Raw genomic sequence first — 16,192 nt, forward strand, 5'->3', positions numbered from 1 at the left:
CCTCTGGCCTGCCGGCCATCTCCCCCCTCAAGGGGGGAGATCGGCGGCTTCGCCGACAGCGCCCAATCATCAACGTAGGCGATTAGCGAAAGCCGAAGTGACGTCCAATCTCCCCCCTTGAGGGGGAGATGGCCGGCAGGCCAGAGGGGGGCGCTTGGCACCATCCTCACCGCTTGACCTCCCACGTCGTTACGCGTTCGCCGGTGACTGGATCCTTGCCGTCCTTCAACTGAACACCCTGCGCCAGCAAGTCGTCGCGGATGCGATCGGCCTCCGCCCAGTTTCCGGCGGCGATCAGTGCCAGGCGTTTGGTGATCGCGTTGGCGACGGCATCTTCATCGACTTTGGCCGGCGCGACGTCGAAGCCGAGGAACGACAGCGCCGCCTTCAGCGAAGCGGCAGCATCGTTGCCCGCGGCGGCCGCCTTGCCGCCAGCGGCAGCATTGAAATCCACAGCCTCGCCGGCCAACTGCGTCAGCACCTGGAACGCAGAATAGGTTGCCAGATCGTCCGACAGAGCGTCCACCACTTCCACCGGCAATTGCTTTGCCGCCGCCGGCGCCAGATCCGCCGCCCGCTTCCATTTACGCAGCGTGTTTTCCGCCTCTTCCAGCTTGCGCACGGAAAAGTCGATCGGCTCGCGGTAATGCGTCATCAACATCGCCAGCCTGAGCACCTCGCCCGGCCATTTGCGGCCACCAAAGGTCTCAGTCTCCAGCAACTCGTTGATCGAGTAAAAATTGCCGAGGCTCTTGGACATCTTCTGCCCTTCGACCTGCAGGAAGCCGTTGTGCATCCACACCTTGGCCATCGTTTCGGTGCCGTGGGCGCAGCGCGACTGGGCGATCTCGTTCTCGTGGTGCGGGAAGATCAGGTCGAGCCCGCCGCCATGGATGTCGAAGACCTCGCCGAGATAGGCGGCCGACATCGCCGAGCACTCGATGTGCCAGCCCGGCCGGCCCCTGCCCCACGGGCTGTCCCAGCCCGGTTCTTCCGGCGAGGACAGCTTCCACAGCACGAAATCGCCAGGGTTCTTCTTGTGCGCATCGACGGCGACGCGGGCGCCGGCCTGCTGCTCGTCGAGATTGCGCTTCGCCAATTGGCCATAGTCCGGCATCGAGGCCGTATCGAACAGAACTTCGCCTGCCGCAACATAGGCATGGCCGCGTTCGATCAAGCGTTGAATCAAGGAGATCATGTCGGCCTTGCCGTCGGCGCGCGGCTCGACGAATTCGGTGGCGCGCGGCTCGACTGTCGGCTCCAGGCAGCCGAGCGTCGCCACATCTTTGTGGAACTGGTCGGCGGTCTTTTCGGTGACCCGACGGATCGCCTCGTTCAGCGACAGTTTTCCCGAGGCAATCTCGCCGCCGAAATCACGCAAGGCGCGGGCGTTGATCTTGTCGTCGACATCCGTGATGTTGCGCACATAGGTGACATGCGCTTGCCCGTAGAGATGGCGCAGCAGGCGGAACAGCACGTCGAACACGATCACTGGCCGCGCATTGCCGATATGGGCAAAATCGTAGACCGTCGGGCCGCAGACATACATGCGCACATTGCGCGGATCGATCGGGAAGAAATCCTCCTTGGTCCGCGTCAGCGTGTTGTAGAGGCGCAGGCCCTTCGATGCGTCAGACATTCCGTGCCTTCCGGTCCGATATTCTTGTTCGAGCTGGAGTCTTCCTTGCGCCGAGACGCAAATCAGGCGCCAGCCTGCTGGCCGGGGCGTTTGTCCACTCTAGAAGGAAGATAGGCGAAAACGTCCGGACCAGCGCGAGGCTAGCCAATAATGCAAATGCCACAAATGGCGAAAGACGTTCTCATGAGCGGCTTTATCGCCTCAGCCAGTGTTGCCGTCAAGTCGCAACTTTCGGCAAAAGAGTCGTTGATTCACAGGTTATGACGCAGTGAAACATTTTATTAAACATGTCGGCACAGTCATGAAACATTCGCCGGCTAGATCACCAGATGTCACGATTTGGTCGGATTCGACCAGCAAACGCGGACACGAAGACGTTACCAGGGAAGAGAAAAATGCCCCGAACCAAGCAGGACTCCAGCAGCGCCAAGCAACCGGCGCTCGCCAACCAATACCGGGCGATCGGCCCGGCCGCGATCGTCGCCGCCCTTCTCCATACCGCGAAGAAGAAAAAGCCGGCGCAGAAGATCACATCGCCGCGCGCTGCCTGATGTGACGTCAGCCGACGCCATGCGCCGGCAATGAGGGTGCCGAAAGGTGCCAGGAAAATAGCAGCTAGAACAAAGTCATCTGCCCGTTGTCCGCGCCGGGCTTCTGGCGCCTGGCCTTCTCGGGCTCCGGTCCCACGACGCCCCTTTCCTGAATCTCCGGTCCGGTGTTGGCGACCTTGTTGACCAGGTCGGAAACCGGGACAACCTCGAAGAAATCGAGCTGTGCCGGTCTGAGCAGGTCGGCCACATCGCGCGGCTCCAGCGTGCGGCAATCCAGCCAGCGGGCGAAATCCTGCGGATTTATCACCACCGGCATCCGGTCGTGTATATGGGCGATGTCGGCATTGGCGTTGACGGTCAGGATGGCGCCGGTGTCCATTTCCGAGCCGCCCGGCTCGGCATAGGTCTCGATCAGCCCGGCGAAGGCGACAAGCCCGCCATGCTTCGGCCGCACCCAATAGGGCTGCCCCCTCTTGCCGCCTGATTGACGCGATTCGTAGAAACCGGAGGCCGGGACCAAAGCGCGGCGATGGCGCATAGCGGTGCGAAACGAGGCCTTTTCCGTTGCTCCCTCCGAGCGGGCGTTGAACAGCAGCGGAAACTCACGCGTGTCCTTCACCCAGGCCGGGATCAGCCCCCAGCGCACCAGCATCGGCTGGCGGTCGGGCAAATTCGAGCCTGGCGCCTTCGGCAAACCGGCGATCGCCATCAGCACCGGCTGCGTCGGCGCGATGTTGTAGCGGGCCGGAAAATCCTCCAGCTCCGCCAGACCGAGAAAAGCGGCGGTCTGGTCCGGCGTGGCGGTCAAGGCAAAGCGTCCGCACATAAGCTAAAAACTCGTTGAGTTGGTCGGATGCGAAGGTGGCGATGGAACCGGCGTTGCGCAACCGCTAATGCTTCTTCTCGCCCGCCGGTCCACAACGGACACAGCAAATGACGATCGGAGATCCATGGACGAGATGCGTAAAATACTCCCGGCCGTCTCAGTCGCCATCGTCCGCGGCGACACCGTGCTGCTGGTCAAACGGGCGCGGCAGCCTTCGCAAGGATTTTACGCGTTTCCAGGCGGCAAGGTCGAGGCCGGCGAAACGCTGGAGGAAGCCGCGCAACGCGAATTGCTGGAAGAAACCGGATTGCAGGCGCACAACTACCGCCTCCTTCGGGAAATCCACATCGATGGCAACAGCGACGGGCACCCGGTCGACTATCTGCTGACGGTGTTCGGCGCCACCTATGCCGGCGGCGAGCCCGTGGCCAGCGACGACGCCGAGACCGCCGCCTTCTATACGCTCAGCGAAATGACGGCGCTGCCGCTTGCCGCTTCGGTGTTTGCCGTTGCCGACGGATTGCTCAGGAACGAAGGGGCATAGCCTCGAAAAACGCCTTGCAGGCGACAGTATGTTTCGCCACAAGGACTTATGATCCGCGCCTCGTTTTTCCTTGCAGCTTGCCTCGCCGCCAGCACGGCGATCGGGCCGCAGCCGGCTCTGGCCGCCGAGTCGCCGTTCGAGCCGGGGCTGATGCGGCTGGCGGAGGTTTTGGGGTCGCTGCATTTTCTGCGTAATCTATGCGGCGAGAAGGGCGACCAGTGGCGGGCCGAGATGGAGAAGCTGATTGCTTCGGAAAACCCGGACCCGGAGCGGCGCGCCCGCTTCATCGCCAGCTTCAACCGCGGCTACCGCTCGTTCGGCAGCACCTACACGCAGTGCACCGCCTCGGCGACCGAAGCCATCAGCCGCTACATGAAGGAAGGCGAGACGCTGTCGCGCGACATCGCCTCGCGCTACGGCAACTGACCTTGACACCTGCCTGCTTGTGTCCGGCCTGCTTGTGTCCGGTGGCATCTTAGTGCAATCCTTGTGTTGCACTTCTGCAACGGTATTAACGAAACGTTACCGCGCGGATGTGGAATTAACTCAAACTGAAGGTTTTCGTCCCGCTCGCCGGCCTAATCGGCTAAGTTTTGAATCGGATCGAGCGCAGGTTTACAAAACGCGACGAGACTTGTCGGAAGCGACCCTAGAAATGTCGTATTTACAAGTACTTACTTAACCTGCGTGTAAAAAAGGACAGCCCAAGCCTGATCCGCATCTGTCGGATCGCCGCTTGAAAAGGGGTGGACATCGCAATGGAACATGGCGTCAACGACATCGACGCGCTGGTCAGGGAAGAAAAGCGCCTGACCGCAGTGGAAAGCCACAGCGAGGCCTGGGCGGAAGGGCTTTCGGCCGGAATCGAGCCGGAAATCATCGCCGAGGCGGCCCTCGAAACCGCCTTCGGCGAAATGCTGCGCGCCAATGGCGAGACCTCAGCCCTTGCCCTGCTCGACCGCATGCGTGAAAAGGTGATAGCCGGGGCCTTCGAACCAGGACGGCTGCGGCACTGAACCGGCATCAGGCTCTTTGACGAGGACGTGCCGCTTGGGCATCATTGCCCCGGGGCACCTGTAAGGGCCTGTGGCACCTGTAAGGGCCTGGGGCTCTTCTAAGGGCCCGGGAATCATGGAGAGGCAGGCGGTGAATTTTTCGATGTCAGGCCAGCCGCGTGGCTTGGCCCTCAGCATCCGGCTCGCTGCTTTTTGCGCCGCGGCTCCGCTCACGCTTTGCCTCGCAAGCAGCCCCGCCTATACGCTGAGTGAAATCAAGCGCGAGGACCTTCCTTCGCCGGTCGCGCCGCCCGCCGATGACGACATGTCGCCGCCCGGAACGACGGTGCCGATGCCCGACCCGCTCGGCACGCCGCCGCCCGCGGCCAGCCAGCCAACGCAGCCCGACGAGCCGGAACAGGTCGAACCAGAGGGACCAACGAACGATGGTGGCATGGCCAATCCGCATGCCGATCCGGATGAACCCTTGCCCGAGGTCGTCTATGATCTCGGCAAGCTGCCGGAGCCGGTCAGGCGCATGCACGATCTGATCGTCGAGGCCTGCAAGAGCGGCGACATCGAAAGGCTCCGGCCACTGATCGGCAAGGGCGACACGATGACTCAATTGTCGCTGAGCGAGATCGAAGGCGACCCGATCACCTTCCTGAAAGGTCTTTCGGGCGACGCGGAAGGCCAAGAGATCCTCGCCATCCTGGAAGAGGTGCTCAATGCCGGCTATGTCCATGTCGATGCCGGCACGCCGCAGGAGCTCTATGTCTGGCCATATTTCTTCGCGCTGCCGCTGGACAAGCTCGACGCCAGGCAGCGGGTCGAGCTTTTCAAGATCGTCACCGCTGGCGACTATGACAGCATGAAGCAGTTCGGCGCCTACATCTTCTACCGCGTCGGCATCACGCCCGCCGGACAGTGGACGTTCTTCGTCGCAGGGGATTGAGCGGCATCACCCTCCCTGCCCACAAGCCCGCCTAGACCGCCAGCGCCTCCGAAAACTCCACCGCTCTGCCCTGGCTGGGGGTGACGATCTCGCCTTCCCACATCACGCGCCGGCCGCGCACGACTGTGCCGACCGGCCAGCCAGTCACTTTCCTTCCGTCATAAGGCGTCCAGCCGGCCTTGGAGCCGGCCTGGGCATTGGTGATGGTTTCGCGGCGCTTCAGATCGACAATCGTGAAATCGGCGTCATAGCCGGCGGCGATGCGGCCTTTCCTGGCCATGCCGAAGATGCGCTGCGGACCGTGGCTGGAGAGGTCGACGAAACGTTGCAACGTCAGCCGGCCGGCATTGACGTGATCCAGCATGATCGGCACTAGTGTCTGCACGCCAGTCATGCCCGACGGCGAGGCCGGATAGGGTTTTGCCTTCTCGGCCAGCGTGTGCGGGGCGTGGTCGGAACCCAGCACATCGACGATACCTTGCGCAACGCCGTGCCAGATGCCGTCGCGATGGCGCACCGCCCGCACCGGCGGATTCATCTGGATCAGCGTGCCAAGCCGCGCATAATCGTCCGCGCTCAGCGTCAGATGATGCGGCGTCGCCTCGCAGGTCGCGACATCCTTATGCTGTTCGAGGAAAGTGATCTCCTCGGCCGTCGAGATGTGCAGCACATGGATGCGGGCGCGGGCCTGTCGTGCGATGCGCACCAGGCGCTCGGTGCAGCGCAGTGCCGCGATCTCGTCGCGCCACACCGGATGCGAGGACGGGTCGCCGTCGATGCGTTCGCCGAGCCGCTCGCGCAGCCGGAATTCGTCCTCGGAATGGAAGGCAGCGCGGCGGCGCGTGTTCTTCAGGATCGAGGCAACGCCCTCATCGTCCTCGACCAAAAGGTCGCCGGTGGACGAGCCCATGAAAACTTTTATCCCAGCAGCGCCCGGCAGCCGTTCAAGATCGCCTGCGTCCTCTGCATTCTCGCGGGTGCCGCCGACCCAGAAGGCAAAGTCGCAATGCATTCGGCCGGTGGCGCGCCGCACCTTGTCGGCAAGGGCTGCCTCGCTGGTGGTCAGCGGGTTGGTATTGGGCATCTCGAAGACGGCGGTGACGCCGCCGAGCACCGCTGCCCGCGAGCCGCTCTCCAAATCTTCCTTATGCTCGAGCCCCGGTTCGCGAAAATGCACCTGGCTGTCGACGACGCCCGGCAGGACGTGCAGGCCGCGGCAGTCGATTGTCTCTCCGGCCGACGCCTGGCCGAGGTCACCGATGGCCGCGATGCGCCCACCGGTCACGCCGACGTCGCGCCGACCCTCGCCATCATGGTTGACCACGGTGCCGCCTGTCAGGATGAGGTCGTAGGTCGTGGCCATGCGGATCCGGTCTCTTGCGGGGGGAGTGTGAGCGGCTTACGTAAAGGCCAACCGTTTTGCAAGATCAGGTTCTTTTCCGCCCATGCCCTTTGCCCAGTTGAAAGACCGCGCACTCGTTTCCGTGTCAGGCCCGGATGCCGAGCATTTCCTGCAGAACATCCTCACCACTGACCTCGACACACTGGCTGCTGGCGAGGCAAGGCCGGGGGCACTTCTAACGCCGCAAGGCAAGATACTGTTCGACTTCCTGATCTCGCGGGCCGGCGAGAATACCTTCCGCCTCGAATGCCGATCTGACATCGCCGACGATTTCATGCGCCGGCTGATGCTCTACAAGTTGCGCGCCAAGGTCGAGATTGCCAAGATCGATCAGGCACTTGTCACTGTTGCGTGGGGAGATGATTCAACCGCTTCACAACTTGATTCAACGCCGATTGCCGATGCACGGTTCCTCGATGTGGCGGTCAGCCGCTTCCATGGCGGCGGTGCAGACGATGGCGACCTTCCCGGATGGCAGGCCTTGCGTATCGCCCATGGCATTGCCGAGAGCGGCAGCGACTACCAGCTCGGCGACGCCTTTCCGCATGATGTGCTGCTCGACGAAACCGGCGGCGTCGGCCTCAGGAAGGGTTGCTATGTCGGCCAAGAGGTGGTCTCGCGCATGCAGCATCGCGGCACCGCCAGACGGCGGGTGTTGATCGTTTCGGCCGAACGCCCCCTGCCCGCTCCTGGCACCGAACTGACAGTTGCCGGGCGGCCGGTCGGCACGCTTGGCTCCACAGCGGGCACGACAGGCCTCGCCATCGCCCGCATCGACCGGGTCAAGGCAGCGCTCGACGCCGGCCCACCGATCATGGCGGATGATGTCCTCGTGTCGCTCACCATCCCCGCCTGGGCGAAGTTCACTTTTCCGCAGGAACCCGTCGGCGCGGAGGGGGCCTGATGGCGGCCGACCGTCCAGGCGCGCCGCCGCGCGCCTGGCAGCGCATGCTGTCAGGCCGGCGGCTCGATCTGCTCGACCCCTCGCCGCTCGACATCGAGATTTCGGACATCGCCCATGGGCTTGCCCGCGTCGCCCGCTGGAACGGCCAGACCAGCGGCGACCACGCCTTTTCCGTGGCCCAGCATTCGCTGCTGGTCGAGGCGCTTTTCGGCGAGCTGGTGCCGGACGCCCCGGCCGACGCGCGGCTGGCGGCTTTGCTGCACGACGCGCCGGAATATGTCATCGGCGACATGATCTCACCGTTCAAATCGGTGATGGGCGGCAGCTACAAGGAGTGCGAGCTGAGGCTGCAGCGTGCCATCCATCTGCGCTTTTCGCTGCCTGTCGAACCGGGTGCGGAACTGAGTAAGGAGATCAAGCGCGCCGACCAGATCGCCGCCTATTTCGAGGCGACAATGCTTGCGGGCTTTTCGACCGCCGAGGCGACCGAATTCTTCGGCCGGCCGCGCGGGTTCAATGCCGACCGCTTCGATTTCACCCCGCGTTCGGTGACCTGGGCGCAAAACGCGTTCCTCAAACGGTATGCGGCAATCGAGAAATCACGGCGCCAAACGGTGCAGCCCGCCGACTGAAAAACGGTAAATTAACCGGAAGGGATAACAGTGCCGTGTTCGATCACGGTCTGCAGGCACGCCTCATGTCCGTCGCTCATGTCAAGGCTGGTTCGCCCGTCCGCGGACGGAGGGCCGAAGGCATGGGCCTGCCGGGGATAGAGGACGAGCTGCGCAAACAGAACGATCGTTTTTCGGCCGCCGTCGAGAACATGTCGCATGGCTTGTGCATGTTCGATGCCGATGAGCGCATGATCATCTGCAACGGCAATTATATCAGCATATTCGGCCTCAACGCCGAGATCGTGCAGCCCGGCATCCGGTTTTTCGACATCCTTCAGCACAGCGTCGACATCGGTGTCGCCTCGCACAGCGCCGAAGAACTCTACGCCATCCGCAAGCCCTACATCGACCGGGCGAAACCCTCGAGCTACGAGGAAACGCTGTCGGATGGCCGCATTATCAACATCTCGCACCGGCCGCTGGCTTCGGGTGGCTGGGTGTCGATCTATGAGGACATCACGGAGCAACGGCGTGCCGAGCAGGAGCTGAAGGAGCAGCACCGCCGCTTCGACGCAGCACTGGCCAACATGTCGCAAGGCCTTTTGATGTATGACGCCGACGGCAGGCTGATCGTCCGCAACGAACGCTTCCTGGAACTCTACCACGTGACGCCGGCCGATTTTTCGCTTGGCATGAGCCACCGCGACGCGCTCGAGCAACTCGCCCGCCTGGGTATCTATGCAGAAATCGATATCGACAGCGAAATCTCGAAAACCGCAGCCTGCCTTCAAGCCGGGGAAATGCGGTCGACCTACCGCCATCTTGCCGATGGCAGAACCCTTTTGGTGGTGCGGCAGCCGATGAGTGGCGGCGGCTGGGTCGCAACGTTTGACGACGTCACCGAGCGCAGGCGCGTCGAAGAGCGCATGACCCACCTCGCGCATCACGACACCCTGACCAACCTGCCCAATCGCTCGATGTTCCGCGAACGGCTCGACCAAGCCTTGGGCGAGGCCACGGACCTGGCGATATTCTCTCTGGACCTCGACCGCTTCAAGGCCGTCAACGACACCTGGGGGCACCCGGCGGGCGACTGGCTGCTGAAATGCGTGGCTGAGCGGCTGCAACGTTGCCTACGCAACGAAACGGATGTGGTCGCTCGTTTCGGAGGCGACGAGTTCGTCATCATCCAGTTCAATCCCAAAGGTGCTGGCGATGCGGAAAAACTGGCAAAACGCATCGTCGACATCATCGGAAGACCCTTTCGCGACAAAAGCCGCGACATGCATGTCGGCATCAGCGTGGGCATCGCCCTTTCCCCCGATGACGGCAGGGATGCGGACACGCTGCTGAAAAACGCCGACATGGCCCTCTACAGGGCGAAGAGCGAAGGACGCAACGTCTATCGTTTCTTCGAGCCCGGCATGGATGCGATGGTGCGGGCACGACGCGCGCTCGAAACCGATCTGGAGGCAGCGCTGCGGCGGCGGGAATTCGAACTCGCTTTCCAACCCATCATGAACATCGCCTCGGGCGAAATCGTCGGCGCCGAAGCCCTGATGCGATGGCACTCGCCGGCACGCGGCTTGGTGCAGCCGGACGACTTCATTCCGGTCGCCGAAGAGTTTGGGCTGATCGTGCCGCTGGGAGAATGGGCGCTGAGGAAAGCCTGCACGGTTGCGGCGGGCTGGCCGCATGGGCTGCGTATCGCGGTCAATGTCTCGGCTGTGCAGATCAAAAGCGGCACCTTTGCCCGCAGCGTCATCTCCGCGCTGGCATTTTCCGGCGTGCCGGCCGATCGGCTTGAACTGGAAATCACCGAAACAGTGCTGATGGACGAGAGCGATACGGTGCTCAAGACGCTCAGGCAGTTGCGCGATCTTGGCGTCCGTATCGCGCTGGACGATTTCGGCATCGGTTATTCGTCGCTCGGCTATCTTCGCCGCTTCCCGGTCGACAAGATCAAGATCGACCGCTCCTTTATCCGCGACATCGACAACCGCGACACGGCCGCGATTGTGCGCACGGTCATCGGGCTCGGTGCGCAGCTTGGAACGACCGTCACCGCCGAAGGCGTCGAAACCGAAGCGCAACTTGAGTTCCTGAGAAAGGAAGGCTGCGTCGAGGCCCAAGGTTACCTGATAGGCATACCGTCGAAGGCGGCGGATATCGCTCGCTTGCTGGAGTCGCGCGCAGGGATCAGGCAATCAGGCTGAGTGCGACAGGCCGAGCCAGTCATCAGCTCGACGTCAGACACCCGCCATCAGCGCAATGCTTCGATACATATTTCTCGGCGAGCCCGGAGGTTCCCGCCGGGTCAGAGGTGTCCGCTCAATGCCTCTACGATGTCCTTGTTCGTCGCAACGGGAACGATCTCGAATTCGACCAGATCCGCCCATTCGACGACCCACCGCTGCAGGAGTGTGACGTCATCGGCCTCCACCAGCAGGAAGCAGCGACTCATATCCGCCGCGATCCAGCTGTGGTGCACGAGAAGCGCGTCCGGCACTACAGCGCCGCGCGTCCAATTGGACGCGCAAAGGACGCTGTAGCACTTTGATTTTGCGCATGATCCTTTCCCAAAATCGATTCCGATTTTGGGGGTCATGCGGCCGGCCCTGGTCGCGGAAGCGACGATAGATCTCCTTGCGGTCGCAGCCGCGAAAATCCTCGGTCACGAAAAACAGCATTTTTGTCCCCTACTCGGATTATCGCCCAGGCCGGTCGAGCCGTTCCAGGAACCACTGTGTCAGCCGCACCCAGACTTCGTCCTTTTCGCCAGAGTCCTCCCAGCCGTGGTCGAGGTTGGGATTGTCGTTGACCTCGATGACGAAGACGCCATCGTTGGTCTCCTTGAGGTCGACGCCATAGAGACCGTCGCCAATACACCGCGCCGCCCTCACCGCCGTCTCGACGACATGGGCCGGCGCCTCCTTCAGCGTGAAGGTCTTGATGCCGCCCTGGTCGGGCTTGCCATTGGCCTTGTGGTTGACGATCTGCCAGTGCTTCTTGGCCATCAGATAGTGCACGGCAAACAGCGGCTGGCCGCCGAGCACGCCGACGCGCCAGTCATATTCAGTCGGAATGAATTTCTGCGCGATCAGAAGGTCAGAATCCTCCAGCCATTCGGTGGCAAGCGTCTTCAGCTCCTCGAAGGTGGCGCATTTCTTGACGCCGCGCGAAAACGACGAGTCCGGGATCTTCAGCACCAGCGGGAAACCCAGCGTCTGCGCCGCCACCTCAAGGTCGGACGTGCCGGCGATCATCACCGTCGGCGGCACCGGCACCTTGTTGTAGGTCATCAACTCGTTGAGATAGACCTTGTTGGTGCAGCGGATCATCGACAGCGGATCGTCGATGACCGGCATACCCTCCTGCTGGGCGCGGCGGGCGAAACGGTAGGTATGGTTGGAGATCGAGGTGGTCTCGCGGATGAACAGTGCGTCGTAATTGGCGAGCTTGGCCAGATCCTTCTTGGTAATCGGCTCGATTTCGACGCCCATCTTTTCGGCGATCCTGGCCCAATAGCGCAGCGACGAAATCTCCGACGGCGGCAGTTCCTCATGCGGATCGACCAGCGTGGCGAAGGTGTAGCGCGCCGGCGTGCGGCCCTTGGTGTCGCGCCATTCGCGGTTGGTGTAGGTCTCGAGGCACTGAAGGAAGCGCTTTTCTTCCTCCTCGGTCATCCTGGCCAGCGGATGGAAGCCGATCTTGCGGATCGACGCCCATTCGGCGCTGTCGGTGATGTGGACTTCCAGCGCCGGCGCTCGGAACCAGTCGAACAGAAGCTTGGCGAAGCGATCCCATATCTTCGACGGGCCGATGCCGAAGAAGATGCAGACCTTTTGCGGAAAGGCGCCGCCCAGATCCTTGCGGCATTTGTTGAGCGCCAATTCCAGCTCCGGCAGTGCGTGCTCGTAGAGCTTGCGCTCGGACAGGTCGATCATCGTCTCAACCGTCGGGATCACCTTGTGGCCGCGCGAGCCGGCGAGCAGCGAGGCATAGTAGCCGCGGCTCTGATAGCCGTAATTGTTCGACAGGTTGATGACCTTCGGCCGCTGGCCGCGAAACAGCGCCGGATGCGCAAGATAATCGCGGTTGGTGATGATCTTGTGCGGTGTCGCCACCTGATCGAGATCGTTCTGCCTGCCGGTAAGGATGACCCAGGTCATTGTCTGTCGCGCTTTCCGAGGGTGATGGCGGCACGCAATCCGTCGCGGCCGAACTGCGCCATGTTCATGAAGATGCCGTAAGGCACGGGAATGTTGGCGGCATCAAGGATGGTCTCCTGTCTCTCGTCCTCGACCCAGGGATCGTGGATCAGGATATGGTCGCCGTCGTCGCCGATGGCCAGCACCCAGTGCGGAACCTTCTTGCCGAACATCAGGAAGCCGCTGATCAGGACCAACACCAGTTTTCCTTCTGCGATCGCGGTGCGGATATCGTCGATGGCGAATGGACGGTAATTCACCGGGATGCCGTAACGTTCCGCGCGCCGGCGAAAGTCGACCTGCGCCAGTTCCATGACCCGGCGCTTGTCTTGGCTGCGCACCGACTGCAGGAACAGCGCGCCATGGAAGGATACATATATCTCGGCAGAGAGCCCGCTTTCGTGACCGGCAACGGCGAGACCGAACGGCTCGCAGCCGCCCGGCCCCGACATCATGAAAACAGTCGTCGCCTCGCGCCACAAGCGGATCTCCATGACCGGATCGGGCACGAAGCCGGGATCGAAATTGGCCATCGCCATCATCAGGCAGCATGGGCCGCAGGTGAATTCGCAGGTCTGCTGATAGAACGGCACCTTGGTGGCGACCGGAATGTCGCCACGCAAGGTCTTTTCGTAGCGCAGCGCCGTGGCGCCGTCCTCGTAATAGCCCGGTTCGCGGCCGATCTTGCGGTAGCCGCTCTGCTCGTAGATGCGGATGGCTCGGCTGTTGTCCTCGCGCACCTCTAGGCGCAGCATCATGCGGTCGTGCTTGAAGGCGGTCTCTTCCGCCGATGCCAGCAGCATGCGGCCAATGCCGAGCCCGCCGAAAAAAGGGCCGATGGCGATGGAATATAGCCGCGCGACGCCGCTGCCTTTGCGGAACAGCACGACCGCATAGCCGGCGACGCGGCCGTCGTTTTCGGCGACCAGCAGCTCGGCGCTTTCGCGTTCGATCAACTGGCGAAAGGAGCGGCGGGAAATGCGGTCGGTCGCAAAAACAGCCTTCTCGATGACGGCGAGGTCATCGACGTCGGACGCGCGGGCCGTGCGAATCTCGGCAGGCATGCGGGCTCGGAAAACCTCGATTGGGTTGTGGAGAAGGCCCTGGTCGAAACGTTAATAACACCAGCCGAAGCGCCAGCATCCGTCAAGCGCTATCGCACCTCGATTCGGGCCGAATTGTGACAGTTTCGGCCCGGCGCATGAGGGCACGTAGCACTGTAGATCAGTGCAAGGGCTTGAACGGGATCGCTGTTTCGACCGTGGGCCAGCTTCGGAAAACAGGCGCGGTTCAGCTGGCCAGCCCGGCCAGAAGCTGGCTGTAGGCGCTCTTCGCCACCGCAGTCATCTGCGCGCGCGGCAGCGAGCCGACGACGGCGCAGCCATAGCCCTTGTCCAGCCAGTAAATCGCCTCGGGGCCGCCTTCTTCCGACCCATAAGTGCCCTTGGCCTTCTCGGCCGATTCAGCCGTGACGAACAGCGAGATGCGCTCGCCCTTGTCGTCTTCATAAAGCAGCATCGCGGCCTTGTTCTCACCTGCAGGCAGCAGCCGGCCGCCGACGAGTTGAAATCCTTGCGCCGCCAGATCCGGTGCGACCAGCTTCAGGCCGACCCTATTGGACAACCAGGTCTGCAGATGATCCTTGTCGCTGGCGGGCACTTCCACCGCATGCCGTTTTTCGGCGGCATAGATGACATGGGCTGCGATCGCCTGCTCTGCGAGTTGGTCCTTGGCCGGGTCTTCCAGACCAAAATGGCCGATGCCTGCGACGTAACCGCCAACACCGCCAATGGCCAGCACCGCGGCTGCAGCGGCCGCAAGCCACCAGCGCGAGCGCGATACTGCCGCCTTGACCGGCGCCTCACCGAACACGATCTTCTGCAACCGCGCCGGCACCGGCTCGTCCAGCACGCCGGCGAAGGCGGCGCGCAGCGCTGCGCGGTCGGCGACATAGCGGGCGCCCCTCGCCTTCATTTCGGGATTGGCATCGAGCCAGGCGTCATAAGCCACGTGCTCGTCAACCGGCAACTCGCCATCGAGGGCCATATGGATCTCGCGTTCGGAAAAATCGCGCCGGGTCATTTCTCGACGATCCTTATCGCTCGGCGACGCGCGGCGTCATCCAGCAGCCCGCGCAACTCATCACGGCCGCGCGCGATGCGCGACATCAGCGTGCCGGCCGGCACGCCGAGGATGTTGGCGGCCTCGGCATAGGAAAAGCCCTCGATCGCGACCATGACGAGTGCTGCTCGCCGATCGGGGCTGATCGCCTGCAATGCGTCGATAATCTCGCGTGACGCGATGCTCTCCACCTGCTCGGCAGGCGCTGCCTGCGCCTCGCCCGCTTCCAGCGGCAGCATCGCTCCCTCGCCGCGCCGGTTCACCTTGCGCATCTGGTCGATGAACAAATGATGCATGATCGTAAACAGCCACCTCCTGGGGCTTTCTCCAGTCTGCCAATTGTCGAGCCGCACAAGCGCCCGTTCTAGACAGTCCTGAACCAGGTCGTCAGCGGAATCGCTGTCGCGCAACAGCGAGCGCGCATAACGGCGCAGACGCGGTATTTCGCCAAGGATTGCTGCCTTCTTTGCGTCCATGACCGCTGGTTCTGAGGTGCCTTGTTCATCCGATTGAACGCGCCTTCACGGCGCGGCGCAAGTGGCCGGCGCGAAGCGGTCCGCCGCCCCAGTCACCCAAGCAATGCAATAACGCTGGCGCGGACCGGTTTATTCCCGCCAGGGCTGGAGGGTCACCTATCAAGGCACCGTGCGCCATGAATGAGAAGCCTGAGGTTGAAAGCGCACCCTGAAGGATGTATATTCGAAGCTATATATTTGGTATATTCGACTTGGAATATACGTCCGGAGAAATCGAATATGTCACTGTACATCCGCGATAACGAGGTTGACGCCCTTGCTCGTCAGTTACAGTCCGCCATTAGGGCCCGCACGAAGACTGAAGCAGTGCGGATCGCTCTCAAGCGCGAGCTTGAACGAGCGAACTCTGTCCTTCCGCTGAGTGAGCGTATCAAAAAATATCAGGATGCCGCGAGCGCACTTGGTCCCGATGACCCCACCTTCGATATGAAGAAATTCATGGACGAGGCTTGGGGGGAACCCGATGTTTCTTGATGCTTCCGTCATTATTGCGCTGATTTTGAGAGAGGCAGATGCGGATCGTCTGCTGAGAAGGATTGAAACCGCCGAGACGCTTTATTTCTCGCCGAGTTCCGCGTTTGAAGCGATCCTGGGGATAGCCCGCAGAAAATCTGTAGCTGAAAGTGGCGATCAAGCTCCGACACCGCCTGCTCTGATCGATCAATGCCAAACGATTGTCATTGGCTTCCTGGCCGAACTCAAGGCCGTGGAAGTTCCGCTGGATACCGCCATTCGCGAACTCGCAGTCAAAGCCGCCCGCGACTACGGTCGATATGTCGGCCATCCCGCCAAGCTGAACTTCGGCGACTGCTTCAGCTATGCATGTGCCAAGGCCTACCGGGTACCCCTGCTCTACAAGGGCAATGGTTTCTTGCAGACCGATCTTGCCTGAAT

General features: G+C 62.3%; 18 protein-coding genes. 10 read left to right on the forward strand and 8 right to left on the reverse strand.

Annotation, left to right across the window (positions count from 1 at the left end; translation table 11 throughout):
- Nucleotides 1-166: 166 nt before the first annotated feature.
- Nucleotides 167-1,639, reverse strand: coding sequence for a cysteine--tRNA ligase (gene cysS / locus EOC93_RS17025; protein WP_127205191.1), 1,473 nt, complete (start codon nucleotides 1,637-1,639; stop codon nucleotides 167-169).
- A gap of 395 nt (nucleotides 1,640-2,034) precedes the next feature.
- On the opposite strand from cysS, the gene EOC93_RS17030 reads away from it, so the two are divergent.
- Nucleotides 2,035-2,190 (forward strand): hypothetical protein, encoded by a 156-nt coding sequence (locus tag EOC93_RS17030; protein WP_095483158.1) that lies wholly within the window; start codon nucleotides 2,035-2,037, stop codon nucleotides 2,188-2,190.
- Nucleotides 2,191-2,254: 64 nt separating this feature from the next.
- On the opposite strand, the gene EOC93_RS17035 is transcribed toward EOC93_RS17030, so the two are convergent.
- Nucleotides 2,255-3,016: an SOS response-associated peptidase gene (locus tag EOC93_RS17035; RefSeq protein WP_127205192.1), complete on the reverse strand. Its 762-nt coding sequence runs from the start codon at nucleotides 3,014-3,016 to the stop codon at nucleotides 2,255-2,257.
- Between the two features lie 124 nt (nucleotides 3,017-3,140).
- On the opposite strand from EOC93_RS17035, the gene EOC93_RS17040 reads away from it, so the two are divergent.
- The 4 genes from EOC93_RS17040 to EOC93_RS17055 all read left to right on the forward strand — a co-directional run bounded on the left by EOC93_RS17040 (nucleotide 3,141) and on the right by EOC93_RS17055 (nucleotide 5,510).
- Nucleotides 3,141-3,560 (forward strand): NUDIX hydrolase, encoded by a 420-nt coding sequence (locus EOC93_RS17040; protein WP_095483156.1) that lies wholly within the window; start codon nucleotides 3,141-3,143, stop codon nucleotides 3,558-3,560.
- Between the two features lie 48 nt (nucleotides 3,561-3,608).
- Nucleotides 3,609-3,986: a TIGR02301 family protein gene (locus tag EOC93_RS17045; protein ID WP_127205193.1), complete on the forward strand. Its 378-nt coding sequence runs from the start codon at nucleotides 3,609-3,611 to the stop codon at nucleotides 3,984-3,986.
- A 332-nt stretch (nucleotides 3,987-4,318) separates the two neighbouring features.
- Complete coding sequence (locus EOC93_RS17050) at nucleotides 4,319-4,576, forward strand: hypothetical protein (RefSeq protein WP_077381793.1); 258 nt, start codon at nucleotides 4,319-4,321, stop codon at nucleotides 4,574-4,576.
- A gap of 130 nt (nucleotides 4,577-4,706) precedes the next feature.
- The gene (locus EOC93_RS17055; RefSeq protein ID WP_164759169.1) at nucleotides 4,707-5,510 is read left to right on the forward strand and encodes a hypothetical protein; all 804 of its coding nucleotides are present in this window, start codon (nucleotides 4,707-4,709) and stop codon (nucleotides 5,508-5,510) included.
- 31 nt (nucleotides 5,511-5,541) lie between these two features.
- Here EOC93_RS17055 and EOC93_RS17060 read toward each other — a convergent pair whose 3' ends face one another.
- Nucleotides 5,542-6,873: a dihydroorotase gene (locus EOC93_RS17060; RefSeq protein WP_127205194.1), complete on the reverse strand. Its 1,332-nt coding sequence runs from the start codon at nucleotides 6,871-6,873 to the stop codon at nucleotides 5,542-5,544.
- A gap of 82 nt (nucleotides 6,874-6,955) precedes the next feature.
- On the opposite strand from EOC93_RS17060, the gene EOC93_RS17065 reads away from it, so the two are divergent.
- From EOC93_RS17065 to EOC93_RS17075, 3 genes are all read left to right on the forward strand, one after another.
- Nucleotides 6,956-7,816, forward strand: a complete 861-nt coding sequence (locus EOC93_RS17065) for a folate-binding protein YgfZ (protein WP_127205195.1) — start codon at nucleotides 6,956-6,958, stop codon at nucleotides 7,814-7,816.
- Nucleotides 7,816-8,448 carry an HD family hydrolase gene (locus EOC93_RS17070; RefSeq protein ID WP_127205196.1) on the forward strand — a complete coding sequence of 211 codons (633 nt, stop codon included), beginning with the start codon at nucleotides 7,816-7,818 and terminating at the stop codon, nucleotides 8,446-8,448. The genes EOC93_RS17065 and EOC93_RS17070 overlap by 1 nt, the downstream gene beginning before the upstream one ends.
- 65 nt (nucleotides 8,449-8,513) lie before the next feature.
- The gene (locus tag EOC93_RS17075; RefSeq protein WP_127205197.1) at nucleotides 8,514-10,646 is read left to right on the forward strand and encodes an EAL domain-containing protein; all 2,133 of its coding nucleotides are present in this window, start codon (nucleotides 8,514-8,516) and stop codon (nucleotides 10,644-10,646) included.
- Nucleotides 10,647-10,747: 101 nt separating this feature from the next.
- On the opposite strand, the gene EOC93_RS17080 is transcribed toward EOC93_RS17075, so the two are convergent.
- The 5 genes from EOC93_RS17080 to EOC93_RS17100 all read right to left on the reverse strand — a co-directional run bounded on the left by EOC93_RS17080 (nucleotide 10,748) and on the right by EOC93_RS17100 (nucleotide 15,238).
- Nucleotides 10,748-11,038 (reverse strand): DUF3303 family protein, encoded by a 291-nt coding sequence (locus tag EOC93_RS17080; RefSeq protein WP_245461481.1) that lies wholly within the window; start codon nucleotides 11,036-11,038, stop codon nucleotides 10,748-10,750.
- A gap of 100 nt (nucleotides 11,039-11,138) precedes the next feature.
- Nucleotides 11,139-12,602: a RimK family protein gene (locus EOC93_RS17085; RefSeq protein WP_127205198.1), complete on the reverse strand. Its 1,464-nt coding sequence runs from the start codon at nucleotides 12,600-12,602 to the stop codon at nucleotides 11,139-11,141.
- Complete coding sequence (locus tag EOC93_RS17090) at nucleotides 12,599-13,705, reverse strand: peptidase C39 family protein (protein ID WP_095483150.1); 1,107 nt, start codon at nucleotides 13,703-13,705, stop codon at nucleotides 12,599-12,601. The genes EOC93_RS17085 and EOC93_RS17090 overlap by 4 nt, the downstream gene beginning before the upstream one ends.
- Before the next feature lie 226 nt (nucleotides 13,706-13,931).
- A complete protein-coding gene (locus EOC93_RS17095; RefSeq protein WP_127205199.1) occupies nucleotides 13,932-14,723 on the reverse strand; it encodes an anti-sigma factor in 792 nt (263 codons plus the stop codon).
- On the reverse strand, nucleotides 14,720-15,238 hold the full coding sequence (locus tag EOC93_RS17100; protein WP_126107167.1) for a sigma-70 family RNA polymerase sigma factor: 519 nt from the start codon (nucleotides 15,236-15,238) through the stop codon (nucleotides 14,720-14,722). The genes EOC93_RS17095 and EOC93_RS17100 overlap by 4 nt, the downstream gene beginning before the upstream one ends.
- Nucleotides 15,239-15,517: 279 nt before the next feature.
- Between EOC93_RS17100 and EOC93_RS17105 the strand changes: the two genes are divergently transcribed.
- Together EOC93_RS17105 and EOC93_RS17110 are read left to right on the forward strand one after the other, a co-directional pair.
- Nucleotides 15,518-15,772 carry a type II toxin-antitoxin system VapB family antitoxin gene (locus EOC93_RS17105; RefSeq protein WP_126107168.1) on the forward strand — a complete coding sequence of 85 codons (255 nt, stop codon included), beginning with the start codon at nucleotides 15,518-15,520 and terminating at the stop codon, nucleotides 15,770-15,772.
- Nucleotides 15,762-16,190, forward strand: coding sequence for a type II toxin-antitoxin system VapC family toxin (locus EOC93_RS17110; protein ID WP_095483146.1), 429 nt, complete (start codon nucleotides 15,762-15,764; stop codon nucleotides 16,188-16,190). The genes EOC93_RS17105 and EOC93_RS17110 overlap by 11 nt, the downstream gene beginning before the upstream one ends.
- Nucleotides 16,191-16,192: the final 2 nt, after the last annotated feature.

The organism is Mesorhizobium sp. M6A.T.Ce.TU.002.03.1.1 (genome assembly GCF_003997275.1).
Taxonomy (GTDB): domain Bacteria; phylum Pseudomonadota; class Alphaproteobacteria; order Rhizobiales; family Rhizobiaceae; genus Mesorhizobium; species Mesorhizobium mediterraneum.

Bases quoted from the DNA above. Each gene is read 5' to 3' on its own strand.
- EOC93_RS17045 (WP_127205193.1), top strand. From the start codon at position 3,609: ATGATCCGCGCCTCGTTTTTCCTTGCAGCTTGCCTCGCCGCCAGCACG.
- EOC93_RS17105 (WP_126107168.1), top strand. From the start codon at position 15,518: ATGTCACTGTACATCCGCGATAACGAGGTTGACGCCCTTGCTCGTCAG.
- EOC93_RS17095 (WP_127205199.1), bottom strand. From the start codon at position 14,723: ATGACCCGGCGCGATTTTTCCGAACGCGAGATCCATATGGCCCTCGAT.
- EOC93_RS17100 (WP_126107167.1), bottom strand. From the start codon at position 15,238: ATGGACGCAAAGAAGGCAGCAATCCTTGGCGAAATACCGCGTCTGCGC.
- EOC93_RS17090 (WP_095483150.1), bottom strand. From the start codon at position 13,705: ATGCCTGCCGAGATTCGCACGGCCCGCGCGTCCGACGTCGATGACCTC.
- EOC93_RS17040 (WP_095483156.1), top strand. From the start codon at position 3,141: ATGGACGAGATGCGTAAAATACTCCCGGCCGTCTCAGTCGCCATCGTC.
- EOC93_RS17085 (WP_127205198.1), bottom strand. From the start codon at position 12,602: ATGACCTGGGTCATCCTTACCGGCAGGCAGAACGATCTCGATCAGGTG.
- EOC93_RS17060 (WP_127205194.1), bottom strand. From the start codon at position 6,873: ATGGCCACGACCTACGACCTCATCCTGACAGGCGGCACCGTGGTCAAC.
- EOC93_RS17110 (WP_095483146.1), top strand. From the start codon at position 15,762: ATGTTTCTTGATGCTTCCGTCATTATTGCGCTGATTTTGAGAGAGGCA.
- EOC93_RS17075 (WP_127205197.1), top strand. From the start codon at position 8,514: ATGTCCGTCGCTCATGTCAAGGCTGGTTCGCCCGTCCGCGGACGGAGG.
- EOC93_RS17080 (WP_245461481.1), bottom strand. From the start codon at position 11,038: ATGACCCCCAAAATCGGAATCGATTTTGGGAAAGGATCATGCGCAAAA.
- cysS (WP_127205191.1), bottom strand. From the start codon at position 1,639: ATGTCTGACGCATCGAAGGGCCTGCGCCTCTACAACACGCTGACGCGG.
- EOC93_RS17070 (WP_127205196.1), top strand. From the start codon at position 7,816: ATGGCGGCCGACCGTCCAGGCGCGCCGCCGCGCGCCTGGCAGCGCATG.
- EOC93_RS17030 (WP_095483158.1), top strand. From the start codon at position 2,035: ATGCCCCGAACCAAGCAGGACTCCAGCAGCGCCAAGCAACCGGCGCTC.
- EOC93_RS17050 (WP_077381793.1), top strand. From the start codon at position 4,319: ATGGAACATGGCGTCAACGACATCGACGCGCTGGTCAGGGAAGAAAAG.
- EOC93_RS17065 (WP_127205195.1), top strand. From the start codon at position 6,956: ATGCCCTTTGCCCAGTTGAAAGACCGCGCACTCGTTTCCGTGTCAGGC.
- EOC93_RS17035 (WP_127205192.1), bottom strand. From the start codon at position 3,016: ATGTGCGGACGCTTTGCCTTGACCGCCACGCCGGACCAGACCGCCGCT.